Origin of the sequence: Parazoarcus communis (assembly GCF_003111665.1) — a bacterium.
Classification (GTDB): Bacteria; Pseudomonadota; Gammaproteobacteria; order Burkholderiales; family Rhodocyclaceae; genus Parazoarcus; species Parazoarcus communis_B.
The window spans coordinates 112,496-136,664 of the sequence record NZ_CP022188.1; the positions used below are offsets into that span (position 1 = coordinate 112,496).

Below are 24,169 nucleotides of genomic sequence, written 5' to 3' on the forward strand. Positions count from 1 at the left end.
CGATGCAAATCCTGATAATGCACTTGCCTTAACCCCTGCTCTTACGCTATCCTCCATCGTTTTCGCAATCCGAATTCCCTGGAGCATCGTATGGCTCGCGTCTGCCAAGTGACCGGTAAAGCACCGATGGTGGGAAACAACGTTTCCCACGCAAACAACAAAACCAAGCGTCGTTTTCTCCCCAACCTGCAAAACCGTCGGTTCTGGAGCGAATCCGAGAACCGCTGGATCCGCCTGCGCGTATCCAATGCCGGTCTGCGGACGATCGACAAGAAGGGCATCGACATCGTCGTTGCCGAACTTCGTGCCCGCGGCGAAAAGCTTTAAGCCCTGGCGTTAACCCTGCGGCCCAGCGCCGCGCGAACTGAACGGAGAACGCCATGGCAAAAGGCATCCGCGAAAAGATCAAGCTGGAATCAACCGCCGGCACGGGTCATTTCTACACCACGTCGAAGAACAAGCGCACCACCCCGCAGAAGCTCGAATTCAACAAGTACGACCCGGTCGCGCGCAAGCACGTCCCGTACAAGGAAATCAAGCTGAAGTAAGGATGCAGCAGCGGGCCACGGCCCGCTACGCTCGGCGCCAGACGCCGCTCGTTAGATGCTCCAAAAGATAAAGGCCACCTGCAAAGGTGGCCTTTATCTTTTGGCTGCGCCACCGGGGCGCAGCCCAAGCAAAATCAGGCGCTCTGAATGTTCGAAGCCTGCTTGCCCTTCGGACCCTGGGTCACGTCGAACGAAACCTTTTCGCCTTCCTTCAGGGTCTTGAAACCGCTCATGGTGATGGCGGAGAAGTGCGCGAACAGATCGTCGCTACCATCATCAGGCGTAATAAAACCAAAACCTTTGGAATCGTTGAACCACTTAACAGTGCCAGTTGCCATATTGCCTTAATCCTTCAAAGTGACTTAGTACAGCCCGGGGCCCTCCCGGACGGCGCGTCAATCAGGCATTCGAACATTTCACCTGACGCCCTTGCCGATTACCCGACAAGCTGACGACCGACTCAACGCTTGCAACACACGATCAACACACGTCTCGGTTTTTACGCACTTGTCCGCATAGCGTCAACGGATAATTGCAGCCACCGAACTGCTGCGACGCAACAACATCCTGCCCTTTTCGAACCTCCATGGCACGTTTCTGGCTTGAATTCCAATGCGATTCATGCAACGACGCGACGCAGGGAAGACCTTGATATCCCATTTTTCAACCCCAGATATTCTGGCAAACGCTCAGTTGCACTCTGCATCGAGTTGATTAGAATGAGTCGCATGGCCACTCAGAAACAAGACGGATTCGTACTGGAAGCAAAGCGGACAAGCACTCGTCCGCCCCCGCTCTTCAAGGTGCTTCTGCTAAACGACGATTTCACACCGATGGATTTCGTGATCGAAGTTCTGCAGAAATTTTTTGCCATGGACCGCGAACGCGCCACGCGGGTCATGCTCCAAGTCCACAGAGAGGGCATGGGCGTGTGTGGTGTTTTTCCACGGGACATCGCATCAACCAAGGTGGAACAGGTCGTTTCCCATGCTCGTCAGCACCAGCATCCGTTGGTATGCGTGATGGAGGAAAATTGAATGATCGCGCAAGAACTTGAAGTTAGCCTGCACATGGCCTTTGTCGAAGCACGGCAGAAGCGTCATGAGTTCATCACGGTGGAGCACCTGCTGCTCGCACTGCTCGACAACCCCTCTGCCGCTGAGGTGCTTCGCGCCTGCGCCGCCAATACCGACGAACTTCGTCGGGAACTGACCAACTTCATCAACGAGCACACTCCCAAGGTTGAAGGGAGTGACGAGATCGACACCCAGCCGACGCTTGGCTTCCAGCGCGTCATCCAGCGCGCAATCCTGCACGTCCAGTCGTCGGGGAAAAAGGAAGTCACCGGGGCGAACGTACTGGTGGCGATTTTCGGCGAGAAGGATTCGCATGCCGTCTATTTCCTCCAGCGGCAGAACATCTCGCGCCTTGATGTGGTGAATTTCATCTCCCACGGCATTGCAAAAACGCCCCAGGGTGGTGCATCCGCTCAGAATCGCAGCGAACCCGAACAGGGCGAGCAGGAGCAGGAAGAAAAATCCGCCGGTGGCGCGCTCGAGAACTACACCCAGAACCTCAACCAGCAAGTACTGATGGGCAAGATCGACCCGCTCATCGGACGCGACAAGGAAGTCGAACGCGTCATCCAGACGCTGTGCCGTCGGCGCAAGAACAACCCGCTGCTGGTCGGCGAAGCAGGCGTCGGCAAAACGGCGATTGCAGAAGGCCTGGCACATCGCATCGTGGAAGGACGCGTGCCGGAGATTCTCGAGAACGCGCAGGTCTTCTCGCTGGACATGGGCGCCCTGCTCGCGGGCACCAAGTACCGTGGCGACTTCGAGCAGCGCCTCAAGGCAGTGCTCAAGCAGCTGGTAGAGAACAAGGATGCAGTCCTGTTCATCGACGAGATCCACACGCTGATTGGCGCAGGCGCGGCATCGGGCGGTACGCTTGATGCATCCAACCTGCTCAAGCCGGCGCTGTCCTCCGGACAGTTGAAGTGCATCGGCGCGACAACCTATAACGAGTTCCGTCAGATCTTCGAGAAGGACCATGCCCTGTCACGCCGCTTCCAGAAAGTGGACGTGGTGGAACCCTCGGTGGCCGAAACGGTGGAGATCCTCAAGGGGCTGAAGTCGCGCTTCGAGGAGCACCACGGCATCAAGTACTCGGCGTCCGCTCTTGCCAGTGCGGCGGAGTTGTCGGCCAAGTACATCAATGACCGTCATCTTCCCGACAAGGCGATCGATGTCATCGACGAGGCTGGCGCCGCACAGCGCATCCTGCCCAAGTCGAAGCAGAAGAAGACCGTCGGCAAGAACGAGATCGAGGAAACGGTCGCCAAGATCGCCCGCATTCCGCCGCGCTCGGTCTCCAACGACGACAAGACCGCACTCAAGACGCTTGAGCGTGACCTCAAGAACGTCGTGTTCGGTCAGAACGCAGCCATCGATGCGCTTGCGAAGGCCATCAAGATGTCCCGCTCCGGCCTGGGCAACCCGGCAAAGCCCATCGGCTCCTTCCTGTTCTCCGGCCCGACCGGGGTGGGCAAGACCGAAGTGGCCCGTCAGCTCGCCTATACGCTCGGTATCGACCTGGTACGGTTCGACATGTCGGAGTACATGGAGCGTCACGCGGTCAGCCGCCTGATCGGCGCACCACCGGGTTACGTCGGCTTCGACCAGGGCGGCCTGCTCACCGAGCAGATCACCAAGAAGCCGCACTGCGTGCTCCTGCTCGACGAGATCGAGAAGGCGCACCCCGACATCTACAACATCCTGCTGCAGGTCATGGATCATGGCGCCCTGACCGACAACAACGGCAGGCAGGCGGACTTCCGCAACGTGATCATCATCATGACCACCAACGCGGGCGCCGAGACGATGCAGAAGTCGGTGATCGGCTTCTCCGCCAAGCGTGAAGCAGGTGACGAGTTGGCCGACATCAAGCGCATGTTCTCGCCTGAGTTCCGCAACCGGCTCGACGCGACGATCTCGTTCAAGGCACTCGACAGCGACATCATCCTGCGCGTTGTCGACAAGTTCCTGATGCAACTTGAGGCCCAGCTGCACGATAAGAAGGTGGAAGCGCACTTCACCGACGAGCTCAAGGCATGGCTGGCCGAGCAGGGCTTCGATCCGCTGATGGGTGCCCGGCCGATGGCGAGACTGATTCAGGACACCATCCGCTCGGCACTGGCGGACGAGCTCCTGTTCGGGCGCCTCGCCAGCGGCGGCAAGGTCACGATCGATCTCGACGAGGACGACAAGGTCAAGCTGGTGTTCGATCAGCCGGAAGTGGCAACCGCCTGACCCCTCCGCGGTATTGGCTCAACAAGGCGCGGCCCATGTGGTCGCGCTTTTTTTCGCCCCTGCCCGGCTATTCGCCAACGGGGACGCTCCGTTATGATCACGGACTGAACCCGATCCGACATCAATCACACAGGGAGCTTTCATGCCTATTCAGACAGCCGATCTTTGCGACGCCCACGAAGACAAGGTCAGCGTGCTTGCACCGATGTTCCGCAGTTTCGGTGGCTGCAGCGCCTTCGGTGGCGCCATCAGCACGCTCAAGCTGTTCGAGGACAACTCACTTGTGCGCAAGACGCTCGAGTCTGCCGGCAACGGTCGTGTCCTGGTCGTCGACGGCGGCGGCTCAATGCGCTGCGCACTGGTCGGCGACCAGCTGGCCGAACTCGGCGTGAAGAACGGCTGGGCCGGCATCCTCGTCTACGGCTGCATCCGTGACTCGAAAGCCATCGGGGAGATGAATCTGGGCGTTTTCGCGCTCGGCACCCATCCACGCAAGACCGTCAAGCGCAATACGGGCGAGCTCGACCTTGCGGTTACCTTCGGCGGCGTCACCTTTACGCCCGGACACTATGTCTATGCGGACGAAGACGGCGTGATCGTCTCCGCCACACCGCTGATCTGAGCGCCGGGCCATCTCCAGCCCCTCGATCGTCGGGGAAGTTCTGTGCGCCGCAACAGGACATCCCCGACTTTTCATTTCACTAACCTGATTCACGTTCCACAATACAAAATACAAAATCCAAGCCACTGTTTTAATTAAATAACTTTTTTTCTTATGTCTTATATAAGACCTATTGCTGCTTAGCGGAATGCAACCTATACTGTTTGGCAACCGGCGCTGATTTTTCCCTCGAAGACGCGCTGGCAGAAATCGATCGGTTGGCCGGCTCCTGATCCCGGCAAACCATGGTTGTCCCCCTTATCAAACAGACAAGGAAGCATGATGAACCTGACTCGCGAACAGCAAATTGCCGCCCTCGAAAAAGACTGGGCCGAAAATCCCCGCTGGAAAGGCATCAAGCGCGGCTATTCCGCTGCTGATGTCGTCCGCCTGCGTGGTTCCTTCCAGGTCGAGAACACCCTGGCCCGCCGCGGCGCCGAAAAGCTGTGGAGCCTGGTGAACAACGAGCCCTACGTGAACTGTCTGGGCGCGCTGACCGGTGGTCAGGCCATGCAGCAGGTCAAGGCCGGCATCAAGGCCATCTATCTGTCCGGCTGGCAGGTTGCCGCCGACAACAACGAATACGCTGCCATGTACCCGGATCAGTCCCTGTACCCGGTTGATTCGGTGCCGAAGGTCGTGGAGCGCATCAACAACGCCTTCACCCGTGCCGATGAAATCCAGTGGTCCAAGGGTGTAAACCCGGGCGATGCCGGCTACATCGACTACCACGCACCGATCGTGGCTGACGCCGAAGCAGGTTTCGGCGGCGTGCTCAACGCCTTCGAACTGATGAAGGCCATGATCCGCTCCGGCGCTGCCGGCGTGCACTGGGAAGACCAGCTGGCTTCCGTGAAGAAGTGCGGCCACATGGGTGGCAAGGTGCTGGTCCCGACCCAGGAAGCCGTGCAGAAGCTGATCGCTGCCCGTATGGCTGCCGACGTCTATGGCGTGCCGACGCTGGTGATCGCCCGTACCGATGCTGAAGCAGCCGACCTGCTGACGTCCGACTACGACGAGAACGACAAGCCCTTCCTGACCGGTGAGCGCACTGCTGAAGGCTTCTACAAGACCAAGAAGGGTCTTGACCAGGCCATCTCCCGCGCCATCGCCTACGCTCACTACGCCGACCTGGTGTGGTGCGAGACGGGCACGCCGGATCTGGAATTTGCCCGCAAGTTCGCTGAAGCCGTGCATAAGGTCCACCCGGGCAAGATGCTGGCCTACAACTGCTCGCCGTCCTTCAACTGGAAGAAGAACCTGGACGATGCCACCATCGCCAAGTTCCAGCGCGAACTCGGCGCCATGGGCTACAAGTACCAGTTCATCACTTTGGCTGGTATTCACAACATGTGGTACAACATGTTCGACCTCGCCCAGGACTACGTCGCACGCGGCATGTCGGCTTACGTCGAGAAGGTGCAGGAACCGGAATTCGCTGCTCGCGAGCGTGGTTACACCTTCGTGTCGCACCAGCAGGAAGTCGGCACCGGCTACTTCGACGAAGTGACCACCGTCATCCAGGGCGGCAAGTCCAGCGTAACCGCTCTGACGGGTTCCACCGAAGAAGAGCAGTTCCACTAAGTCGAACGATTTCGGGGGCTGGTTTCGCCGCCCCCCGGTTTCAATCGCAAGAAAACCGCCCGATGCGTCTGCACCGGGCGGTTTTTTCATTTATATCCACGGGCTTCACTCAAGCCCGTCGATGTTCAGTTACGGCCGGTGCCCTTGCCGTCTTGCTTGCCCGATCCCATCTTGTGGTGCCCGCCGCCGTGACGACCGCCCATACGATCAAACTCGGCATCGAAGACCGTTTTCTGCGCATCGGACAACTGCGCATAGAAGACTTCCACTGCCTTGCGCATCTCGGCCATCTCGGTTTGACGCAGTTTGCTCATTTCCTCCATTTTCGCCATGCGATCAAGGACGGTCACCGGGCGATCCTCCGCGTTGCGGGCCATCATGTGCGACGCCATGCGCTCGCCGCGATCCTTCAGCACAGCCTTGAACTCATCCCATGCCGGCTTCTGAGCGGGTGTCAACGCCAGCGCCAGTTCAAGCTTGGCGGCCTGGACTTCACCACGCTGCGCCATCCGCGCCTTCATCTTTTCAGGACTCATCTGCTGCATGCCCTGCCTGCCGTCACTCATGCCCATGCCATCGCAGTCACCTCCACGCGCAATGGCCGAAGCGCCAATTGCAGAGGTGGCGATGATTGCTGCGGCGATTGAAGTCTTGATCCAGGTTTTCATGATGATGCTCCTCGGTATTTTTCGGTTGATCTCCCGCCCATTGAATTCCTGTCATTGGGCGACGGATTCATTTGACCACCACGATGTAAGTGGCAAGTGTCCGGATCGGGCCGAATTGCACGCTGATGTCTCAGAGGGCGCACTTGATACGCTGGGATACAAGAATGTTGGCGCGGCAGCTTAAGATTCGGGCTGAGGAGAACGTGAATGTCAAACCAGCAAGACCATATCCTGATTGTTGACGACGACCGTGATATCCGCGGACTGCTCGCAGACTACCTTGAGAAGCAGGGCCTGCGCTGCACGACGGCTGCTGACGGGCGCGAGATGAAGGCCGCCCTCGAAAGCCACAGGATCGACCTGATCGTGCTCGACGTGATGATGCCCGGCGAAGACGGGCTCACCCTGTGCCGCAACCTGCGCGCCGGGAACGGGCCGAATGCGGCCACCCCGATCCTGATGCTCACTGCGCGCGGAGAGGATATGGACCGCATCCTCGGGCTTGAGATGGGCGCGGACGACTATCTGCCCAAGCCCTTTGTGCCGCGTGAGCTCTATGCACGCATCCGGGCCATTCTCCGCCGCGCACGCGCGTTGCCACCCAACCTCGAAGTCACGCCATCTGCCAACGCACGCGAACTACACTTCGCCCACTGGCGGCTCGATACCGTGAATCGTCACCTGGTGGATGAGGACGGCACGGTGGTTGCATTGTCTGGCGCCGAATATCGCATGCTCGGCGTCTTTCTCGCCCACCCCCAGCGCGTGCTGTCACGCGACCAGCTGATGGAGTTCACCCAGGGGCGCGAGGCCGAAGTGTTCGACCGCTCCATCGACCTCCTGATCAGCCGCCTGCGCCAACGCCTCGGCGACAATGCACGAGAGCCCGCAATCATAAAGACGGTGCGCAACGAAGGTTACGTGCTGGCCTGCGAAGTCACACCGGGCGGCAGCGGGAAAGCGCCGCAATGAAACTGCCCTGGCCCAGAAGCCTCTTCTCGCGCCTGATGCTGATCTGGCTCGCCGGTATCACGCTGGTGCTTGCGGTGAGCTTCATCCTGTTTGTCGGCGAGCGCGACCGGGTCGGCCGCAATGCACTGTTCCATGGCATTGCACAGGAAGTTGCCGCCACCGCCGATGTCCTCGACCGCATGCCCGAGAACGAGCGCGAGCGCTGGGTGGATCAACTTGGCCGCAGACGTCTGCGACTGAGCCTGCGCGCCTTGCCGGACGACCTGCCCCCGCTGCCGGTCGAACATCCGCTCCTCCCTGCCCTCAAGGAAGCCATGCCTGAGCGCGAAGTCGCACTCTTTGCCAGCAGACACGGACACGAAGGGCGCCCATCCCTGTTCATTTCGATGCGCCTGAGCGATGGTTCTCCGCTCAGCATCCGTATGCCCGGCATTCCGTTCGCGCCCGACTTGCGTGCCCCACCGCCCGGACAGCTGATCTCTGCCCTGCTCGCACTGATCGTAGGGGTCAGCCTCCTCACCTGGTTCAGCGTCCGTATTGCAACCCGACCGCTGTCGCGCATGGCAGACGCAGCGCGCGCGCTCGGCGAGGACCCCGAACGCGCGCCCATGGACGTTCGCGGACCAACGGAAGTGGCCAGTGCGGCCGCGGCTTTCAACCAGATGCAGCAGCGCATTGTCGAACACGTACGTGAGCGCACCCGCATCCTGGCCGCGATCTCACACGATCTGCAAACCCCGATCACGCGACTGCGTCTGCGCGCCGAGATGGTTGATGACGATGCCTTGCGCGAAAAGGTGCAGTCCGATCTCGATGCGATGCAGAGCCTGATCAAGGAAGGACTGGACTACGCACGCAGCATGGAGGGCAGCAAGGACAGACAGCCAATCGACCTGACCCGCCTGCTCGAAGCGCTGCGCGACGATGCTCAGGACATGGGGTGGACGGTCACGCTGGCAGGCCGTGCCCACCGCCCCTTCAACGGACAGGTCACGGCGCTGCGGCGCGCACTGTGGAATCTGATCGAGAACGGCGTGAAGTTCGGCGGACAGGTCGATGTCACGCTGACCGGGCAGCCCGATCACGTCGAGATCCGCATCCGCGATCACGGCCCCGGACTGGAAGAGGCCGAACTCGACAAGGTCTTCGAACCCTTCTACCGCACGGAATCCTCACGCAACCGCGAAACCGGAGGCACTGGGCTGGGCCTCGCCATTGCGCGCAACCTGCTGCGCACCCAGCACGGGGAGGTGAGCCTTGCCAACCACCCGGAAGGCGGGCTGGAGGCGACGGTTACGCTGCCCGAGGCGCGTGCCTGACGGTGAAGCCAGGCCGCCGTGCGCACTTCGCAAACGGCGTCACGGCTCGACCTGATACTGCGCAGCCAGCACCCTGAAGCGATCGACTTCTGCCGCAGCCCAGTCCGGCGCCTTCCCACGTTCCTCGGCCAGGATTGCTGCGACCGCCGGCGCAGCACGCACGGCCGCTGCCGCATCGAAGAACAGCGCCCGATGGCGACGAGCAAGGACATCCTCAACCGTGCGCGCAAATTCGGCGCGGGCAGCATATCGCACCTCGGCTTCAGTCAGCGTCAGCCCTTCTGCAACGACATTCTCTGCGCCGGGCAGGCGCAGCACTTCCTTGCGATCGAGCCCATAGACATCGCCATCACTCTTTTCTGGCGCACCATGCAAACGCAGACGTGCAGTCGCTGCAGAACGCGGCGGCAGCCCGCCAACGGGTTGTGCCGCATCGATTGCATCCTCGGCCATCACACGATAAGTCGTCCATTTGCCGCCAGTGACGCTGACCAACCCCTCGGCCGAGACGTCCACAAGGTGCTCGCGCGACAACTGTCGCGTGGGGGAATCGGCTCCGCCTCCGATGAGCGGTCTCAGCCCGACGAAGACCGCGCACACATCCGCGCGGGATGGAGGGCGCTCAAGATAGCGTGCCGCCGTCTCAAGAATGAAGTCGATCTCGCCCGGCAAGGGCCTCGGCTCAAGCGGCAGATCGCTGCGCGGAGAGTCGGTCGTACCCAGCAAGACTTTTCCCTGCCAGGGAATCATGAACAGCACGCGCCCGTCGTCGGTATGCGGCACAAGCAGAGCATTCTCGCCGGGAAGGAACTCGCGCCCCACCACCAGATGAACGCCCTGACTGGGGCTGAGCATGTCATGGGCGTCGGCCCGCGCCAGACGGCGCACGCTGTCGGCCCACACCCCGGATGCATTGATCACCACCTTGGCGCCAACGCGATATGCCTGCCCTGTCTCCGCATCGCGCAGATCGACCCCGCAGACCTTGCCACCTTCGATCGCGAGCCCCGTCGCCGCACAGTAGTTCACTGCCAGACCACCGAAATCGCACACGGTGCGCGCCAGGGTCAGCGCCAGCCGCGCGTCGTCGAACTGCGCGTCCCAGTAGGCGATTCCGCCGCGCAAACCTTCACGCTTTACGGTAGCCAGCGCGGCAAGCGTATCGTCGACGTTCAGCACCTTGCTGCGGGCAATGCCACGGCGCCCGGCCAGCAGGTCGTACAGGCCGAGCCCGGCCGCGAGCATCGGTTTGTCGTGCAGGCGGTATGCAGGCACGACAAAGCGCAGAGGATGGACCAGATGGGGTGCGTTCTCGAGCAGACGGGCGCGTTCGGCCAAAGCCTCCCGCACCAGCGGCAGATTGCCCTGAGCGAGATAGCGCACTCCGCCGTGAATCAGCTTGGTCGCCCGCGAACTCGTGCCCTTGGCAAAGTCCTCGGCATCCACGACCAGCACGGCGTATCCGCGCGCAGCAGCGTCCACTGCGCAGCCAAGCCCGGTTGCCCCGCCACCAATCACGACCACGTCCCACACCCTGGGCTCTGACAGACGGACCAGCAAGGCCTGTCGCGCACGCTCAGCCAGACCGCTCTTCGCCGCACCCGTCATGAATGGCCCCAACTGCGGACGCATGCAATGCCGCGCGCCCATGCGGTGCGTCGTGCGAGCCGCCGATCCTCTGCAAGGCTTGGCTCGAACACCCGGTCGACCTGCCACTGCCGGGTAAGCGCATCCGTGTCGGGCCATACGCCCACACCAAGTCCGGCGAGATAGGCCGCGCCCAGCGTCGTGGTCTCGAGCATTTTCGGGCGCACGACCGGCACCCCCAGGAGGTCGGCCTGCATCTGCATCAACAAATTGTTGGCAGCCGCACCACCATCCACCCTCAGCTCGCGCAACGGGCTCGCACCGTCGAGCTGCATCGCTTCGACCAGATCCAGTGTCTGCATCGCGATCGCTTCGAGTGCAGCGCGCGCCACATGCGCAGCACCCGTTCCACGTGTGAGCCCGAGCAGGGTGCCACGGGCGTTCGGATCCCAGTAGGGCGCGCCAAGACCGGTAAACCCCGGAATCATGACGACACCTCCGCTGTCCGGCACACTCCCCGCCAATGCTTCGATATCCGCGGAGGCCTTGATCAGGCCAAGCGAGTCGCGCAGCCATTGCACGATGGCGCCCCCCATGAACACGCTGCCCTCAAGCGCATAGACCGGCGGCCCGTCACCCGACCAGCCAATCGTGGTCAGCAGGCGATGGGTGGAAACCACTGCCTCGGTACCCGTGTTCATCAACAGGAAACAGCCCGTGCCATAGGTATTCTTGGCCATGCCCGGCGAGAAGCAGCACTGGCCGAATGTCGCGGCCTGCTGGTCGCCGCCGATCCCGGCAATCGGGATCGACGCGCCGAACACATCGGGGTCGGTCTCGCCGCACACACCGATACTGTCAACGACACGTGGCAACACCGAGGCCGGAATCCCAAAACCTTCAAGAAGACTCTCGTCCCAGGTCCGGGAATGGATGTCGAACAACAGGGTGCGTGCCGCATTGCCCGGATCGGTCAGATGCAGCCGTCCGCCGGTGAGATGCCAGATCAGCCAGCTGTCGATGGTTCCGAACGCGAGTTCGCCGCGCTCGGCCCGCTCGCGGGCGCCCGGCACATGATCCAGGAGCCAGGCCAGTTTGGTCGCTGAAAAATAGGGATCGAGCTCAAGTCCGGTGCGGGCGCGAACATCCTCGCTCCAGCCGCGCGCGCGCAGCGTCTCGCAGCGATCGGCCGTGCGCCTGTCCTGCCACACGATGGCCGGCGCGATTGCCCGCCCGTCGCGGCGTGACCACAGCACTGTGGTTTCGCGCTGATTCGCGATCCCGATCGCAGCAATCTCGCTGGCCGTCAGTTTCGCGCTCTCGAGCGCCGCGCGCGCGCAGTCGAACTGGGATTGCAGGATCTCATGCGCATCGTGCTCAACCCACCCCGGCTGCGGAAAATGCTGGGCAAACTCACGCTGGGCATGACCGCACACCCGTCCATCCGCATCGAAGACCATCGCGCGCGAACTGGTCGTTCCCTGATCCAGGGCAAGAACATGTGCCATTGGCGACTCCCGGGCAGAATTCAGACAAAGCGTAGCCCCTCAGGGCCGAACTGACCAGAGCCCGGCGCAATCCGTCTCCGTCTGCGCGCGCAGATATGGTTCAATGCGCCCCTCATACATTGCAACGCAGCATCGAGGCCATGCCCGCCATCTGGATGATCATCGCCAGCTTCCTATTCGCCTGCATGGGCGTTTGCGTAAAGCTGGGCGCCGCCCAGTTCTCCACCGGAGAGCTGGTTTTCTACCGCGGGGCGGTGAACATCGTAATGATGACCATTGCCTCGCGCATGACCCACATCGCACTCAGCACCCCGCACTGGCGCATGCAGTTGTCACGCAGCCTATCGGGCTCGCTCGCGCTGATGTGCTATTTCTTCACCATCGGCGTCCTGCCGCTGGCAACCGCGGCCACCCTGAGCTACACGTCCCCGATGTTCGTCGCCCTCCTGCTGATCCTGCTTTTCGGCGAACGACTCCGGCTGCCGGTCGCACTCGCCCTGCTGGCAGGCTTCGCGGGCGTCGTCCTGCTGCTCCGCCCCACCCTGCAACCAGGACAATGGCTTGGCGCGATCACGGGTTTGGGCGCCGGCGTGATTTCCAGCCTGGCTTACATCAGCGTGCGTGAACTGGGCAAGGCCGGAGAGCCCGAGATCCGCACGGTATTCTGGTTTTCCTGCGTGACCACCGTGCTCGGCGCAGTCTGGGCCCTGACAGGCGAACTGCATCGCCCCGATGCGGGCGGGTTCGCCATTTTGCTCGGCATCGGCCTGTTTGGCGGTCTCGCTCAGTTGGCGATGACGCGCTCCTACCGCTTCGGCAAGACGGTCGTCTCCGCCGCCCTCAGCTACAGCACGGTCATTTTCGCCAGCCTTTTCGGCATGGTGATCTGGGACGAGACGCATCCCCCTTCGGCCTGGCTTGCAATCGCACTGATCATCGTCAGCGGCCTCATGGTTTCCTTCGCATCGCGCCGCAGGGCCGACGATTGAGCCCGACAGCCGCGAGGGCTATAGTAGGCACACAAGCACAACAGCACGGAGGCCGTCATGATCAGCACCGACCACAAAGGCAATCTGGTAGCAGTGACCGTATTCGGCGAATTTACCCTGGCCGACTATCGCGAGTTCGAGGAGTTGGTGAACTACAAGATCCAGTTTGTCGGAACGGTGGATCTGCTGTTCGACCTGCGGGAGATGGCAGGCTTCACGCTTGACCTGGCCTGGGAAGAGATCAAGTTCTCGCGCGAGCATGCACATGACTTCCGCCGCATCGCGATTCTCACCGACGACCAGTGGGTGACCTGGAGTGCATGGATTTCCCAGCTCTTCGTCGATGCCGAAGTACAGGTCTTCAGTTCGGATGAGGACGCCCGCGCCTGGCTCGGCGTTGCGGCAGAGGCCACCCCGTGAGTGCTTCCTATTCAGCCCTGATCGGCGCGCGCGATCTGGCCGAACGCATCCACGACCCGGACTGGGTCATCTTCGACTGCCGGTCCGACCTTGCCAACCCGAATTTCGGCCGCGACGCCTATGCGAGCGGTCACATTCCGGGCGCTTTCTTCATGGATCTCGATGAAGATCTCAGCGGCCCCAAGACGGGCGCCAACGGACGCCACCCCCTGCCCGATCCGGCAGCCCTTGCAGCCCGCCTCGAGGCCTGCGGCGTAGGCAACCATACCCAGGTCGTGGCTTACGACGACGCTGGCGGCATGTATGCCGCACGCCTGTGGTGGATGCTGCGCTGGCTCGGACACCACCGTGTTGCCGTGCTCGACGGCGGCCTGCAGGCCTGGTGCAGCGAATCCCAGGCGCTGAGCACTGCAATCCCGGAGGCGCACCCGACGCCGTCATACTCCCTGTGCCTGCAGGCCTGCCGGGTGGACGTCGACACCGTGCTCGCACACCTCGGGCAGCCGGACATGCTGCTGGTCGATGCCCGCAGTCCGGACCGCTTCCGTGGTGAAAACGAAACCCGCGACCCTGTCGGTGGCCACATCCCCGGGGCCATCAACCGTTTCTTCGGCGACAACCTCGACACCCGGGGCTACTTCAGGGATTCGCAGACGCTGAGAGCGGAGTTCGAAGCGCTGCTCGACGGCCGCGACCCTACCGAAGTCGTTCATCAGTGTGGCTCCGGTGTCACCGGCTGCCACAATCTCCTCGCCATGGAGGCTGCAGGCCTGTCCGGCTCGCGCCTTTACGCCGGCTCGTGGAGCGAATGGTGCGCCGACCCGGCACGTCCGGTCGCAACCGGACCAACCTGAGCACACCTACCAGTCGATACGCTCAACCAGACCGAGCGAGCGCCCGAGAAAGCGCTCGCCGATGGTCTGAAAGCGCAAGGGCACATCGGTCACCACGTAGCGGTAGCTGGCCGGCCGCTTGCCCACATGGGCCAGCCCTTCGGCGTGCAGGCAGCGGGCTGCGAGCTCGGCCGTCGTGACCGCGGAATCGATCAGCCGCACCCCCTCCCCGACCACATCGCGCAGCAAGGGCTTGAGCAGCGGGTAGTGCGTGCAGCCGAGGACAAGACTGTCCACCTCTTCCGCGAGCACCGGACGCAGATACTCCTGAGCCGTCATGCGCGTGACCGGGTGCTCCAGCCAGCCCTCCTCCACCAGCGGCACGAAAAGCGGACAGGCTTGTGAATACACCCGCACCCCCGAATCGAGCGCGTGCATCCTCACCGCGTAGGCATTGCTGTTGATCGTCGTCGGCGTTCCGATCACCCCGATCCTGCCGGCGGGCGACGCTGCGACTGCAGCCTGCGCGCCGGCCTCGATGACGTTGATGACGGGAATGCCGCCGGCACGCTCGGCCACCACGTGCGCCGCCACCGCGGCCATCGTATTGCAGGCGACGATCAGCATCTTCACATCCTGCTGACGCAGAAAGTCGGTGATCTGTCCGGTGAAGTGTTCGATCGTCGCCACCGACTTGACCCCGTAGGGCACCCGGGCGGTGTCGCCGAAATAGACGATGCTCTCCAGCGGCAGGCGCTCCATCAGCGCCCGCACCACGGTCAGCCCGCCCACCCCCGAGTCGAACACGCCGATCGGCCTCGTCGCATCGGCTCTCATGTTGCCCCCGTCAGAGCATACGCAGTCGCCCGGCCCGAACCCCTCATTCGAGCACAACGGCAGCAAACTTGCGTTTGCCGACCTGCAGCACCACGGTTGCGCCGGCAAGCAGCACCAGCCCCTTATCCTCGACGCGCTCACCGTTGAGCCGCACCGCACCCTGCTCAATCATGCGCATTGCCTCGGACGTCGTGCCGGTCAGGCCCGCCTGCTTGACGACCTGGAACACCGGCAGACCCTCGCCCACGACCACCCTGACCTCCGGAAGATCGTCAGGGATCGCGTTGCGCTGGAAGCGCGCCTCGAAGTCACTCAGCGCCTCTTCGGCGGCCTGCTGGCCATGGAAGCGGGCAACCAGTTCCTGCGCCAGCATCACTTTCACATCACGCGGATTACGCCCTTCCTCGATAGAACGTCGCAGGCCGGCAATGTCGGCCGTAGAACGGAAGGACAGCAGATCGAAGTAACGCCACATCAGCGTATCCGACACCGACATCGTCTTGCCGAAAATCTCCTTCGGCGCCTCGGCGATGCCGATGTAGTTGCCGAGCGATTTCGACATCTTGTTCACGCCGTCCAGCCCCTCGAGCAGAGGCACCATCGCCACGCACTGCGGCGCCTGGCCGTAATGCTTCTGCAACTCGCGCCCCATCAGCAGATTGAAGCGCTGGTCCGTGCCACCAAGCTCAACGTCCGCCTTCATTGCAACCGAGTCGTAGCCCTGGCAAAGGGGGTAGAGAAACTCGTGAATCGCGATCGACTGATTGTTGGCATAGCGCTTGGAAAAGTCGTCACGCTCGAGCATCCGCGCGACGGTCTGCTGCGCCGCCAGACGTATCATTCCGGCCGAACCAAGCTCTTCCATCCATGCCGAGTTGAAGCAGATCTCGGTCTTCTCCGGGTCCAGAATCTTGAACACCTGCTCCTGATAGGTCCTGGCGTTCTCCATGATCTGTTCCCGCGAAAGCGGCGGACGCGTGCTGTTCTTGCCGCTGGGGTCGCCGATCATCCCGGTAAAGTCCCCGATCAGGAAAAGCACCTGATGGCCCAACTCCTGAAAGTGACGCAGCTTGTTGATCAGCACGGTATGCCCCACATGCAGATCCGGTGCGGTCGGATCGAATCCCGCCTTCACCCTCAACGGCCGTCCGCTCTTGAGTTTCTCGACCAGTTCGCTCTCTATCAGCAACTCGTCAACTCCGCGCTTGATCAGTTCGATCGCGGCCTGCACATCACTCATCATGTATCTCCAGTCATTCGTTCACCGGCCTGCTGCAAAACTTTGTTAAACTCGAAAAAGTTTTTGCCCGGGTCAAATCATGCAGGTCAGAAAAACCACGATTCTAGCCGAACTGCCGTCCAAGCTCCTCAGCCGTAAACGTCCGTGGCTCGTCGCAGGCGTCGCTGGCATCTCGCTCCTTGGCGTCGTAGCAGCAACCGCGGTCGTCCCGCAAACCTCCCCCGCTGCGCCATTCAACGCCAGCGCCGTGGTCGAGGACATTGCGATCGCACCGGTCAGCGTAACTGCCGCACACACCCTGCCCTACGTTCACGACGACAGAGTTCAGCCCGGAGACACGCTTCCCGCAATTTTCCGACGTCTTGGCATCGACGACGGTGACGCGCTCTCCTTCATCCAGAACGACCCGGCCGGCTCACAGGCACTGCGCCAGCTGCGTGCAGGCCGCTCGATGACCGCCATGGTCACCCACGATGGCAAGGTGCTTTCCATCAGCCTGCCGCTGAGCGGCGGCCGCTACACCATCGAACGCGATCAGGCCGGTCAGGACTTCCAGGTCCGCAGCGAAGAAAGCGCTGCGGTCGAGACGATTGTCGAAATGCGCACCGGCACCATTCGCCACTCGCTTTTCGGTGCAACCGATGAAGCCGGCCTTCCGGACAGCGTCGCCAGCAAGCTGGTGGACCTCTTCGGCACCGAGATCGACTTCCATACCGATCTGCGCAAGGGCGACAGCTTCAGCGTGGTGTACGAAACCATCTACGACGAAGGCTCGAGCGTCCGTTCGGGCCGCGTGCTTGCAGCCGAGTTCATCAATCAGGGCAAGCGCCACGTCGTGGTGCTGCATGACACGGCCAACGGCAAGGAACAGTACTACTCGGGTGACGGGCACAGCCTGCGGCAAGGTTTCCTGCGCTCGCCCCTTGAGTTCTCCCGCGTCACATCGGGCTTCGGCCGTCGCCTGCACCCGATTCACAAGAGCTGGCGCGCACACAAGGGCGTAGATTTCGGCGCGCCGCGAGGCACCCCGGTCAAGGCCACGTCAGACGGCGTCGTCGCCTTTGCCGGCCGGCAGGGCGGCTATGGCAACATCGTGATTCTCCGCCACCGCGGCAAACTCACCACCGCCTACGCCCACCTCAACAACTTCAACCGCAACCTCAAGCCGGGCATGGCAGTCGACCAGGGCGACGTCATCGGCTTTGTCGGGTCCACCGGATGGGCGACCGGCCCCCACCTGCACTACGAAGTGCGCGTGGACAACGTCGCACACGACCCCATGAAGATCGCTCTTCCGGCCGCGGACGCCCTGGAAGGGAAAGAGCTCGCGCGCTTCAAGCGCAATGCCGAGCCTCTGCTGCAGCGCATTGCACTGCTCAACTACAAGGCAACGGTCGCAAGCCGCTGAAAGCCGGTACGCAGTCGAAAAAAACGGGGCGCCTTGGCGCCCCGTTTTCGTTTCATCCCGACCAGATCAATCAGGCCGAGAACGAAGACCCACAACCGCAGGTGCTGGTTGCATTCGGGTTGCGAATGACAAACTGCGACCCTTCGAGGCCTTCCGTGTAATCGATTTCAGCACCGACAAGGTACTGGTAACTCATCGGATCGACCAGCAGCATCACGCCATTCTTCTCGAACGTCGTGTCGTCCTCATTCACTTCCTCATCGAAAGTGAAACCGTACTGGAAGCCGGAGCAACCACCACCGCTGACAAACACGCGAAGCTTGAGCGAAGGATTGCCTTCTTCTTCGATCAGTTCGCGCACCTTGCCGGCTGCGTTATCGGTAAATACCAGGATGTCCGGGGTTTCAACTTCAGCGTTCATGTTCTCTCCTCTGTCAAGGGCAGGGGGCGATGATGCGCCATCCGCCCTCCCACGTCAAAGTCGGATCATCTCCGACCGTACAAGTTCCCAGATGGGCCGACGCAAACCGTGTCTGGAGCGGGCATCGCGCACATGTGGCCATGCACCGAATCTCCAACCACAGCCGCCGCTTCACAGGGATGTCGATCACCGACACTAGCACACTGCACGCGCGCTCCGCGCACACTGAACCGCCATCCAGTTTCAGTTCGATGCACACGACCCTGACAACTTTCCGTCCAGAAAGCCCGGAAATGCAAAAAGCCGCCCCAAGGGACGGCTTCTCGTGCAGCACAAAACGCGATTAGCGCTTCGAGAACTGCTTAGCGCGACGTGCTTTACGCAGGCCGACTTTCTTACGCTCGACTTCACGTGCATCGCGAGTCACCAGGCCTGCGGTACGCAGATCCGGCTTCAGGTCGGCACTGTAATCGATCAGCGCACGGGTGATGCCGTGACGCACGGCACCAGCCTGACCGGACTCACCGCCACCAACCACGTTGACCATGATGTCAAAGCGATCTTCGTTGCCGGTAAGCACCAGCGGCTGACGCACGATCATGCGGCCGGTTTCACGGGAAAAGAACTCATCAACGGGCTTGCCATTGACGACGATGTTGCCGGAGCCCGGCTTGATGAATACACGGGCGACCGCGGTCTTGCGGCGACCGGTACCGTAGTTGTAAGTCACAGCCATTTATGGCTCCTTCAGATCTCGAGAACTTTCGGCTGCTGGGCGGCATGCGGGTGCTCGGCACCGGCATAGCACTTCAGCTTCTTCAGCATGGCATAACCCAGCGGACCCTTCGGCAGCATGCCTTTCACGGCTTTTTCCAGCACGCGCTCGGGGAAGCGTTGCTGCAGCTTGGTGAAGTTGGTCTCGTAGATACCGCCCGGGTAGCCGGAGTGGCGATAATACTTCTTGTCCAGCGCCTTGTTGCCGGTCACGCGCAGCTTCTCGACGTTAACGACGACAATGAAGTCACCGGTATCGATGTGCGGCGTGTAGATGGACTTGTGCTTGCCACGCAGGCGGCGGGCCACTTCGGAAGCAAGACGGCCAAGCACCTTGTCCGTGCCGTCGACAACGAACCAGTCGCGCTGTACTTCGTGCGGCTTGGCAGAAAACGTTTTCATTTGAAACCTCGATCTTGTCAGGCCTGGCGTGCCGGCCACCAAACGGAAAGCTCGAAATCATAGACCCTTCCCGTACCTCATGTCAATGAGAACACGCGAAAGAAATCCGGCACAACATCCAGGACCGAGCGTAGAAAAAAAAACGCAGCCCCTGCGGGACTGCGTTAAATCCACACCAAAGGAGGAGGGTGGAGGAGACACTGATTTGGATCGTTGGCTGCTGTTCGCAACACGTTTCCGATCCGACTGAGGTGAATTATCCATAAAGTCGTATGCACGGGCAAGCACTATTTGTGCATTGCACTACAATTGTTTTGATTGATATATAAGCGTTCTCTATACAAATACAACATGCTGTATTTACTCAATTTCTACCCTAATAAACGAAAATTTCCGTCACACCGCAGTCGAACTGAATAAGCAGAAGACCACCATCATTGTGCATCGCACAATCAATCCAAACAAAGCCCCTCTGCCTTAGTGCGGCACTTCGGTAGAATCCTGCAGTCTTTGCACCCCAGCAGAACACTCAACCCCAACGGAGAACACCCACAATGGAATGCACCATCAAATGGGTCGATGGCATGAGCTTCCGAGCCGAGACCGGCAGCGGCCATTTGATCAACATGGACGGCGCCCCCGATGCCGGCGGTCGCAACCTTGCAGCACGGCCAATGGAATTGATGCTTGCCGGCGCGGGCGGATGCACGGCTTTTGACGTCGTGCTGATTCTCAAGCGCGGCCGTCAGGACATTCGCGACTGCTCTGTCCGACTGGAAGCCGATCGTGCCGATACCGACCCCAAGGTCTTTACCCGCATCCGCTTTCATTACACGGTGACCGGCAAGAACCTGAAGCCCGAAAGCGTCGAGCGCGCAATCCACCTTTCGGCAGAAAAGTACTGCTCGGCATCGATCATGCTCGGCAAGACCGCCGAGATCACGCACGAATGGACGATCGTCGAAGCAGAATGATTCGACGCATGGAGGGCGCCACGCGCCCTCCTCTCAAACGCGGTAGACCGTTTCGGTCATCACCCGCGAAAACAGCTTCATCAAGCCCTTGACGGGCGCTGGAAGCTCGTTGGCGCCGAGCCGGACCGCTGTATTGGCGTGACTGATCTCATCCGCCTTCATCTGCTCGACAATCGCGCGTGATTTGCGATCTTCAGTGGGAAGGCGCTCCAGATGCCCATGGAGGTGCGACTCGACCTGGCGCTCGGTCTCCGCCAGGAAGCCGAGATTCCAGCGATCGCCAAAGCGACCCGCCAGCATGCCGACAGCAAGCGAGCTGCCATACCAAAGGGGGTTGAGCAGACTCTTGCGTCCGCCGAGTTCGGCGATACGCTGCTCAGTCCAGGCAAGGTGCTCGGTCTCTTCCTGAGACGCCTGTTCAAGCGCCTTTCGGATCGACTCGTCCTTGGACATCAGTGCCTGCCCCTGGTAAAGAGCCTGCGCACAGATCTCCCCACAGTGATTGACGCGCATCAGCGCGGCAGCATGACGCTTCTCGTCTTCGTCAAGCGGCGCATCGGGCAGATCATTGCCCGGCACCGGCCTGACGGTCATTGCCGGCGCGAAGACCGTCCGCAGCGCCTTGTCGAAATGAATGATGGCCTGATCGAGCATTACCTGCCTCCCTGCATCGGACTCGCCACCGTCCCGTAGCCGGATTTCAGGCGGCGCAGCACTTCATCGACACTTCGCGGGGGGCCGGTCCGTCGCAGAACAGTTCGTAGGCCAGCGCGGCACGAGGACGGTTGTAGGTATTGTCGAGGATCGGAGCCCATTCGCTGCCCTTGACCGGCACCCACTCACCGCGACTGCTGCGGCTGGCATAAATCCGGCGCTCGTTCGTATTACAGCGGATCCCCTCGAACGTGACATTCTCGGCACCACCCGGGGTGCGAATCACCAGCACATAGCGCACGACCTGATCGGCACCGACGGTGAGCGTGTCGCGGTCGAACATGAAACGGTTCGGCGACGACGCACTTACAAAGAACTCATGCAGGCTGGCTTCGGCAGGCGCAGCCGGCATGGCCACATCACCTTCCTTCCAGTTGGCGACGCGGTCTTCGAACGACTCCTGCGCAAACACGTTAGACGAGGCCAGCGCAGATAACAGCGCGGGCGCCACCAGCCCGAACAGCATGCGACGCACATTACGGAGATTCAAGACAATAGCTCCCGATACGAGGCCAGTGGCCCCATATCTGCAAGATGAACGAACGCCCCCCGTCTCAGGCGGAAGGCCCTTCGTCAAGCCGGTAGGCATCGGGCAGTTCGAAAGAGCGGGCGCGAAACAACACTCTGGACAGTTCCGTCAGCGCCAGTTGGTACACTTGGCGCTTGAACTCGATGACAGCATCGAGCGGAACCCAGAAGTCATTCCAACGCCAGGCATCGAACTCCGGGTGAGTACTGGCGCGCAGGCATACATCCGTATCACGCCCAACCAGTCGCAACAGAAACCAGATCTGTTTCTGTCCACGATAGGTGTTGCGCCATTCCCGCTTTATCCAGTGCTTGGGAACGTCATAGCGCAACCAGCCGCGTGTGCGGCCGAGGATCTTGACGTGCTCCGGGCGCAAACCGACCTCCTCGAACAATTCCCGGTACATGGCCTGCTCCGGCGTTTCGCCGTGCTTGATGCCACCTTGCGGGAACTGCCACGAGTGCTCACGAATGCGCTTACCCCAAAACACCTCATTACGCGTGTTGACCAGGATGATGCCGACGTTCGGGCGATAGCCTTCACGATCGAGCATGATCAAACCTTCAATTTGGCTTAGTTGACACGGATTTTTCCACACTTGCGACCACTTTGAAAGCACGCCCCATCCGTCGTTCCCGGCAATCGACTTGGCGGGACCTCCGCACCCCGGTGCCGGCATACGCTAGAATTCGCAGATTCGACACTACAATCCGACGAAATTCCCATGCGCGCCAGCCAGTTTCATCTGTTCACCCTCAAGGAAGCCCCTTCAGACGCCGAAGTCGTCAGCCAGAAGCTGATGCTGCGCGCAGGCATGATCCGCAAGGTCGCCGCGGGCATCTACAACTACATGCCGATGGGCCTGCGTTCGATTCGCAAGGTCGAGGCCATCATCCGCGACGAACTCGATCGCGCAGGGGCAATGGAAGTGGTGATGCCGATCGTGCAGCCTGCCGAGTTGTGGCAGGAGACAGGGCGCTGGGACAAGATGGGCCCGGAAATGCTGCGCTTCAAGGACCGTCACGATCGTGACTTCGCCATGCAGCCGACTTCTGAAGAGGTGGTGACCGACATCGCCCGCCAGGAACTGAAGAGCTATCGTCAGTTGCCGAAGAACTTCTACCAGATCCAGACCAAGTTCCGCGACGAGCGCCGTCCCCGCTTCGGCGTGATGCGTGGGCGCGAATTCGTGATGAAGGACGCCTACTCCTTCGACCGCGATGCGGAAGCAGCCGGCCGCAGTTACGACAACATGTACGCGACGTACTGCCGCATCTTCGACCGCATCGGCCTCGAGTATCGTGCCGTTGCGGCCGACACCGGTGCCATCGGCGGTGACCGTTCGCACGAATTCCAGGTAATTGCCGATACCGGCGAAGACGCCATCGTCTATTGCCCTGACTCCGACTACGCAGCCAATATCGAACTCGCCGAGGCGCTGGCCCTGCAGGCTGTTCGCGGCGAAGCGCGGGGCGCACTCGAGAAGACACCGACCCCGGGCAAGGCGACCTGCGCCGATGTCGCCGACCTCCTTCAGGTTGGGCTCGACACGACGGTCAAGTCGCTCGTGCTGGCAAGCGATGAAACCGACGACAAGGGCGAGGTCGTCAAGACCACCGTGTGGCTGCTGCTGGTTCGCGGAGACCACTCGCTGAACGAAGTGAAGGCCGGCAAGATCGAAGGACTGGGGAGCGATTTCCGCTTTGCGACCGAGGCCGAAATCATCGAGCACTTCGGCTGCAAGCCCGGCTACCTGGGCCCGATCGGGCTCAGGAAGCCCGTCCGCATTGTTGCCGACCGCAGCGTTGCCAACATGGCCGACTTCATCTGCGGTGCCAACGAGGAAGACTTCCACTACACCGGCGTCAACTGGGGGCGCGACCTGCCCGAGCCCGATTTCGTTGCCGACATCCGCAACGTGGTCGAGGGCGACCCCTCACCCGATGGCAAGGGCGTGCTCGCCATCCAGCGCGGCATCGAGGTGGGCCATGTGTTCTATCTCGGCAACAAGTATTCGAAGGCCATGAATGCGAGCTTCCTCGATATCGACGGCAAGCCGAAGCACTTCGAGATGGGCTGCTACGGCATCGGGGTGACCCGCATTGTCGGTGCTGCCATCGAGCAAAACCACGATGAGCGCGGAATCATCTGGCCGGCGGCAATCGCGCCGTTCGAGGTGGTGATCTGTGGCGTCGGCTGGGGCAAGTCCGAACTCGTGCGCGACGAAGCGACCAGGCTCTACGAGACGCTGAAGAATGCCGGCATCGACGTCATCCTCGACGATCGCGACGAGCGCCCGGGCGTCATGTTTGCAGACTGGGAGCTGATCGGTGTTCCGCACCGGGTCACGATCGGCGACCGCGGGCTGAAGGAAGGCATGGTCGAGTACCAGACCCGCCGCGATGGCGAGCAACACAAGCTCGCGCCTGCAGACATCGCCGCCCACGTCATCGCTCAGCTGCGCGCCTGA

General features: G+C 61.4%; 26 protein-coding genes. 14 read left to right on the forward strand and 12 right to left on the reverse strand.

Annotation, left to right across the window (positions count from 1 at the left end):
• Positions 1-90: 90 nt before the first annotated feature.
• Positions 91-327: a 50S ribosomal protein L28 gene (gene rpmB, locus CEW87_RS00485; RefSeq protein ID WP_108949188.1), complete on the forward strand. Its 237-nt coding sequence runs from the start codon at positions 91-93 to the stop codon at positions 325-327.
• A 53-nt stretch (positions 328-380) separates the two neighbouring features.
• Positions 381-548: a 50S ribosomal protein L33 gene (gene rpmG, locus CEW87_RS00490; RefSeq protein ID WP_108949189.1), complete on the forward strand. Its 168-nt coding sequence runs from the start codon at positions 381-383 to the stop codon at positions 546-548.
• Positions 549-682: 134 nt separating this feature from the next.
• Here rpmG and CEW87_RS00495 read toward each other — a convergent pair whose 3' ends face one another.
• Positions 683-886 (reverse strand): cold-shock protein, encoded by a 204-nt coding sequence (locus CEW87_RS00495; protein ID WP_108949190.1) that lies wholly within the window; start codon positions 884-886, stop codon positions 683-685.
• A gap of 390 nt (positions 887-1,276) precedes the next feature.
• Between CEW87_RS00495 and clpS the strand changes: the two genes are divergently transcribed.
• The 4 genes from clpS (at position 1,277) to aceA (ending at position 6,104) form a co-directional block, all read left to right on the forward strand.
• Positions 1,277-1,585, forward strand: coding sequence for an ATP-dependent Clp protease adapter ClpS (gene clpS, locus CEW87_RS00500; RefSeq protein WP_108949191.1), 309 nt, complete (start codon positions 1,277-1,279; stop codon positions 1,583-1,585).
• Positions 1,586-3,859: an ATP-dependent Clp protease ATP-binding subunit ClpA gene (clpA, locus tag CEW87_RS00505; protein ID WP_108971077.1), complete on the forward strand. Its 2,274-nt coding sequence runs from the start codon at positions 1,586-1,588 to the stop codon at positions 3,857-3,859.
• 142 nt (positions 3,860-4,001) lie between these two features.
• A complete protein-coding gene (gene rraA, locus CEW87_RS00510; RefSeq protein WP_108971078.1) occupies positions 4,002-4,481 on the forward strand; it encodes a ribonuclease E activity regulator RraA in 480 nt (159 codons plus the stop codon).
• A gap of 321 nt (positions 4,482-4,802) precedes the next feature.
• Entirely contained in the window at positions 4,803-6,104 is a 1,302-nt protein-coding gene (gene aceA / locus CEW87_RS00515) for an isocitrate lyase (protein ID WP_108971079.1), read from the forward strand.
• A gap of 125 nt (positions 6,105-6,229) precedes the next feature.
• Here the strand turns inward: aceA and CEW87_RS00520 are convergent, their stop codons facing one another.
• Positions 6,230-6,772 (reverse strand): Spy/CpxP family protein refolding chaperone, encoded by a 543-nt coding sequence (locus CEW87_RS00520; RefSeq protein WP_108971080.1) that lies wholly within the window; start codon positions 6,770-6,772, stop codon positions 6,230-6,232.
• Positions 6,773-6,979: 207 nt separating this feature from the next.
• Between CEW87_RS00520 and CEW87_RS00525 the strand changes: the two genes are divergently transcribed.
• Together CEW87_RS00525 and CEW87_RS00530 are read left to right on the forward strand one after the other, a co-directional pair.
• Positions 6,980-7,744 (forward strand): response regulator, encoded by a 765-nt coding sequence (locus CEW87_RS00525; RefSeq protein ID WP_108971081.1) that lies wholly within the window; start codon positions 6,980-6,982, stop codon positions 7,742-7,744.
• A complete protein-coding gene (locus CEW87_RS00530) occupies positions 7,741-9,063 on the forward strand; it encodes an ATP-binding protein (RefSeq protein WP_108971082.1) in 1,323 nt (440 codons plus the stop codon). Before CEW87_RS00525 ends, CEW87_RS00530 begins: the two co-directional genes overlap by 4 nt.
• 39 nt (positions 9,064-9,102) lie before the next feature.
• On the opposite strand, the gene CEW87_RS00535 is transcribed toward CEW87_RS00530, so the two are convergent.
• Both CEW87_RS00535 and glpK read right to left on the reverse strand, forming a co-directional pair.
• Positions 9,103-10,671, reverse strand: a complete 1,569-nt coding sequence (locus CEW87_RS00535; protein WP_108971083.1) for a glycerol-3-phosphate dehydrogenase/oxidase — start codon at positions 10,669-10,671, stop codon at positions 9,103-9,105.
• Positions 10,668-12,158, reverse strand: a complete 1,491-nt coding sequence (gene glpK / locus CEW87_RS00540; RefSeq protein ID WP_108971084.1) for a glycerol kinase GlpK — start codon at positions 12,156-12,158, stop codon at positions 10,668-10,670. The genes CEW87_RS00535 and glpK overlap by 4 nt, the downstream gene beginning before the upstream one ends.
• Positions 12,159-12,298: 140 nt before the next feature.
• On the opposite strand from glpK, the gene CEW87_RS00545 reads away from it, so the two are divergent.
• From CEW87_RS00545 to CEW87_RS00555, 3 genes are read left to right on the forward strand one after another with little or no spacing between them, the layout of a single operon-like run.
• Entirely contained in the window at positions 12,299-13,147 is an 849-nt protein-coding gene (locus CEW87_RS00545) for a DMT family transporter (RefSeq protein ID WP_108971085.1), read from the forward strand.
• A gap of 57 nt (positions 13,148-13,204) precedes the next feature.
• Positions 13,205-13,567, forward strand: a complete 363-nt coding sequence (locus CEW87_RS00550; RefSeq protein WP_108949199.1) for an STAS/SEC14 domain-containing protein — start codon at positions 13,205-13,207, stop codon at positions 13,565-13,567.
• Positions 13,564-14,421 carry a sulfurtransferase gene (locus tag CEW87_RS00555; RefSeq protein WP_108971086.1) on the forward strand — a complete coding sequence of 286 codons (858 nt, stop codon included), beginning with the start codon at positions 13,564-13,566 and terminating at the stop codon, positions 14,419-14,421. The genes CEW87_RS00550 and CEW87_RS00555 overlap by 4 nt, the downstream gene beginning before the upstream one ends.
• 6 nt (positions 14,422-14,427) lie before the next feature.
• Here the strand turns inward: CEW87_RS00555 and murI are convergent, their stop codons facing one another.
• Positions 14,428-15,237, reverse strand: coding sequence for a glutamate racemase (gene murI, locus CEW87_RS00560; protein WP_108971087.1), 810 nt, complete (start codon positions 15,235-15,237; stop codon positions 14,428-14,430).
• 43 nt (positions 15,238-15,280) lie between these two features.
• Positions 15,281-16,477, reverse strand: coding sequence for a tyrosine--tRNA ligase (gene tyrS, locus CEW87_RS00565; RefSeq protein ID WP_108971088.1), 1,197 nt, complete (start codon positions 16,475-16,477; stop codon positions 15,281-15,283).
• 79 nt (positions 16,478-16,556) lie between these two features.
• Here tyrS and CEW87_RS00570 point away from each other — a divergent pair, with 79 nt between their 5' ends.
• Positions 16,557-17,885, forward strand: coding sequence for a M23 family metallopeptidase (locus CEW87_RS00570; RefSeq protein ID WP_108971089.1), 1,329 nt, complete (start codon positions 16,557-16,559; stop codon positions 17,883-17,885).
• Positions 17,886-17,955: 70 nt separating this feature from the next.
• Here CEW87_RS00570 and erpA read toward each other — a convergent pair whose 3' ends face one another.
• The 3 genes from erpA to rplM form a co-directional block, all read right to left on the reverse strand.
• Positions 17,956-18,306: an iron-sulfur cluster insertion protein ErpA gene (gene erpA, locus CEW87_RS00575; RefSeq protein ID WP_108949203.1), complete on the reverse strand. Its 351-nt coding sequence runs from the start codon at positions 18,304-18,306 to the stop codon at positions 17,956-17,958.
• 343 nt (positions 18,307-18,649) lie between these two features.
• Positions 18,650-19,042: a 30S ribosomal protein S9 gene (gene rpsI / locus CEW87_RS00580; RefSeq protein WP_108949204.1), complete on the reverse strand. Its 393-nt coding sequence runs from the start codon at positions 19,040-19,042 to the stop codon at positions 18,650-18,652.
• A gap of 11 nt (positions 19,043-19,053) precedes the next feature.
• Positions 19,054-19,482: a 50S ribosomal protein L13 gene (gene rplM / locus CEW87_RS00585; RefSeq protein ID WP_108949205.1), complete on the reverse strand. Its 429-nt coding sequence runs from the start codon at positions 19,480-19,482 to the stop codon at positions 19,054-19,056.
• A 554-nt stretch (positions 19,483-20,036) separates the two neighbouring features.
• Here rplM and CEW87_RS00590 point away from each other — a divergent pair.
• Positions 20,037-20,456 (forward strand): OsmC family protein, encoded by a 420-nt coding sequence (locus tag CEW87_RS00590; protein WP_108971090.1) that lies wholly within the window; start codon positions 20,037-20,039, stop codon positions 20,454-20,456.
• Positions 20,457-20,489: 33 nt separating this feature from the next.
• On the opposite strand, the gene coq7 is transcribed toward CEW87_RS00590, so the two are convergent.
• The 3 genes from coq7 to CEW87_RS00605 all read right to left on the reverse strand — a co-directional run bounded on the left by coq7 (position 20,490) and on the right by CEW87_RS00605 (position 22,252).
• On the reverse strand, positions 20,490-21,110 hold the full coding sequence (coq7, locus tag CEW87_RS00595; RefSeq protein WP_108971091.1) for a 2-polyprenyl-3-methyl-6-methoxy-1,4-benzoquinone monooxygenase: 621 nt from the start codon (positions 21,108-21,110) through the stop codon (positions 20,490-20,492).
• A 46-nt stretch (positions 21,111-21,156) separates the two neighbouring features.
• On the reverse strand, positions 21,157-21,660 hold the full coding sequence (locus tag CEW87_RS00600; protein ID WP_234421628.1) for a CNP1-like family protein: 504 nt from the start codon (positions 21,658-21,660) through the stop codon (positions 21,157-21,159).
• Positions 21,661-21,724: 64 nt separating this feature from the next.
• Positions 21,725-22,252, reverse strand: a complete 528-nt coding sequence (locus CEW87_RS00605) for an RNA pyrophosphohydrolase (RefSeq protein WP_108949209.1) — start codon at positions 22,250-22,252, stop codon at positions 21,725-21,727.
• Positions 22,253-22,423: 171 nt separating this feature from the next.
• On the opposite strand from CEW87_RS00605, the gene CEW87_RS00610 reads away from it, so the two are divergent.
• Positions 22,424-24,169 (forward strand): proline--tRNA ligase, encoded by a 1,746-nt coding sequence (locus CEW87_RS00610; protein ID WP_108971093.1) that lies wholly within the window; start codon positions 22,424-22,426, stop codon positions 24,167-24,169.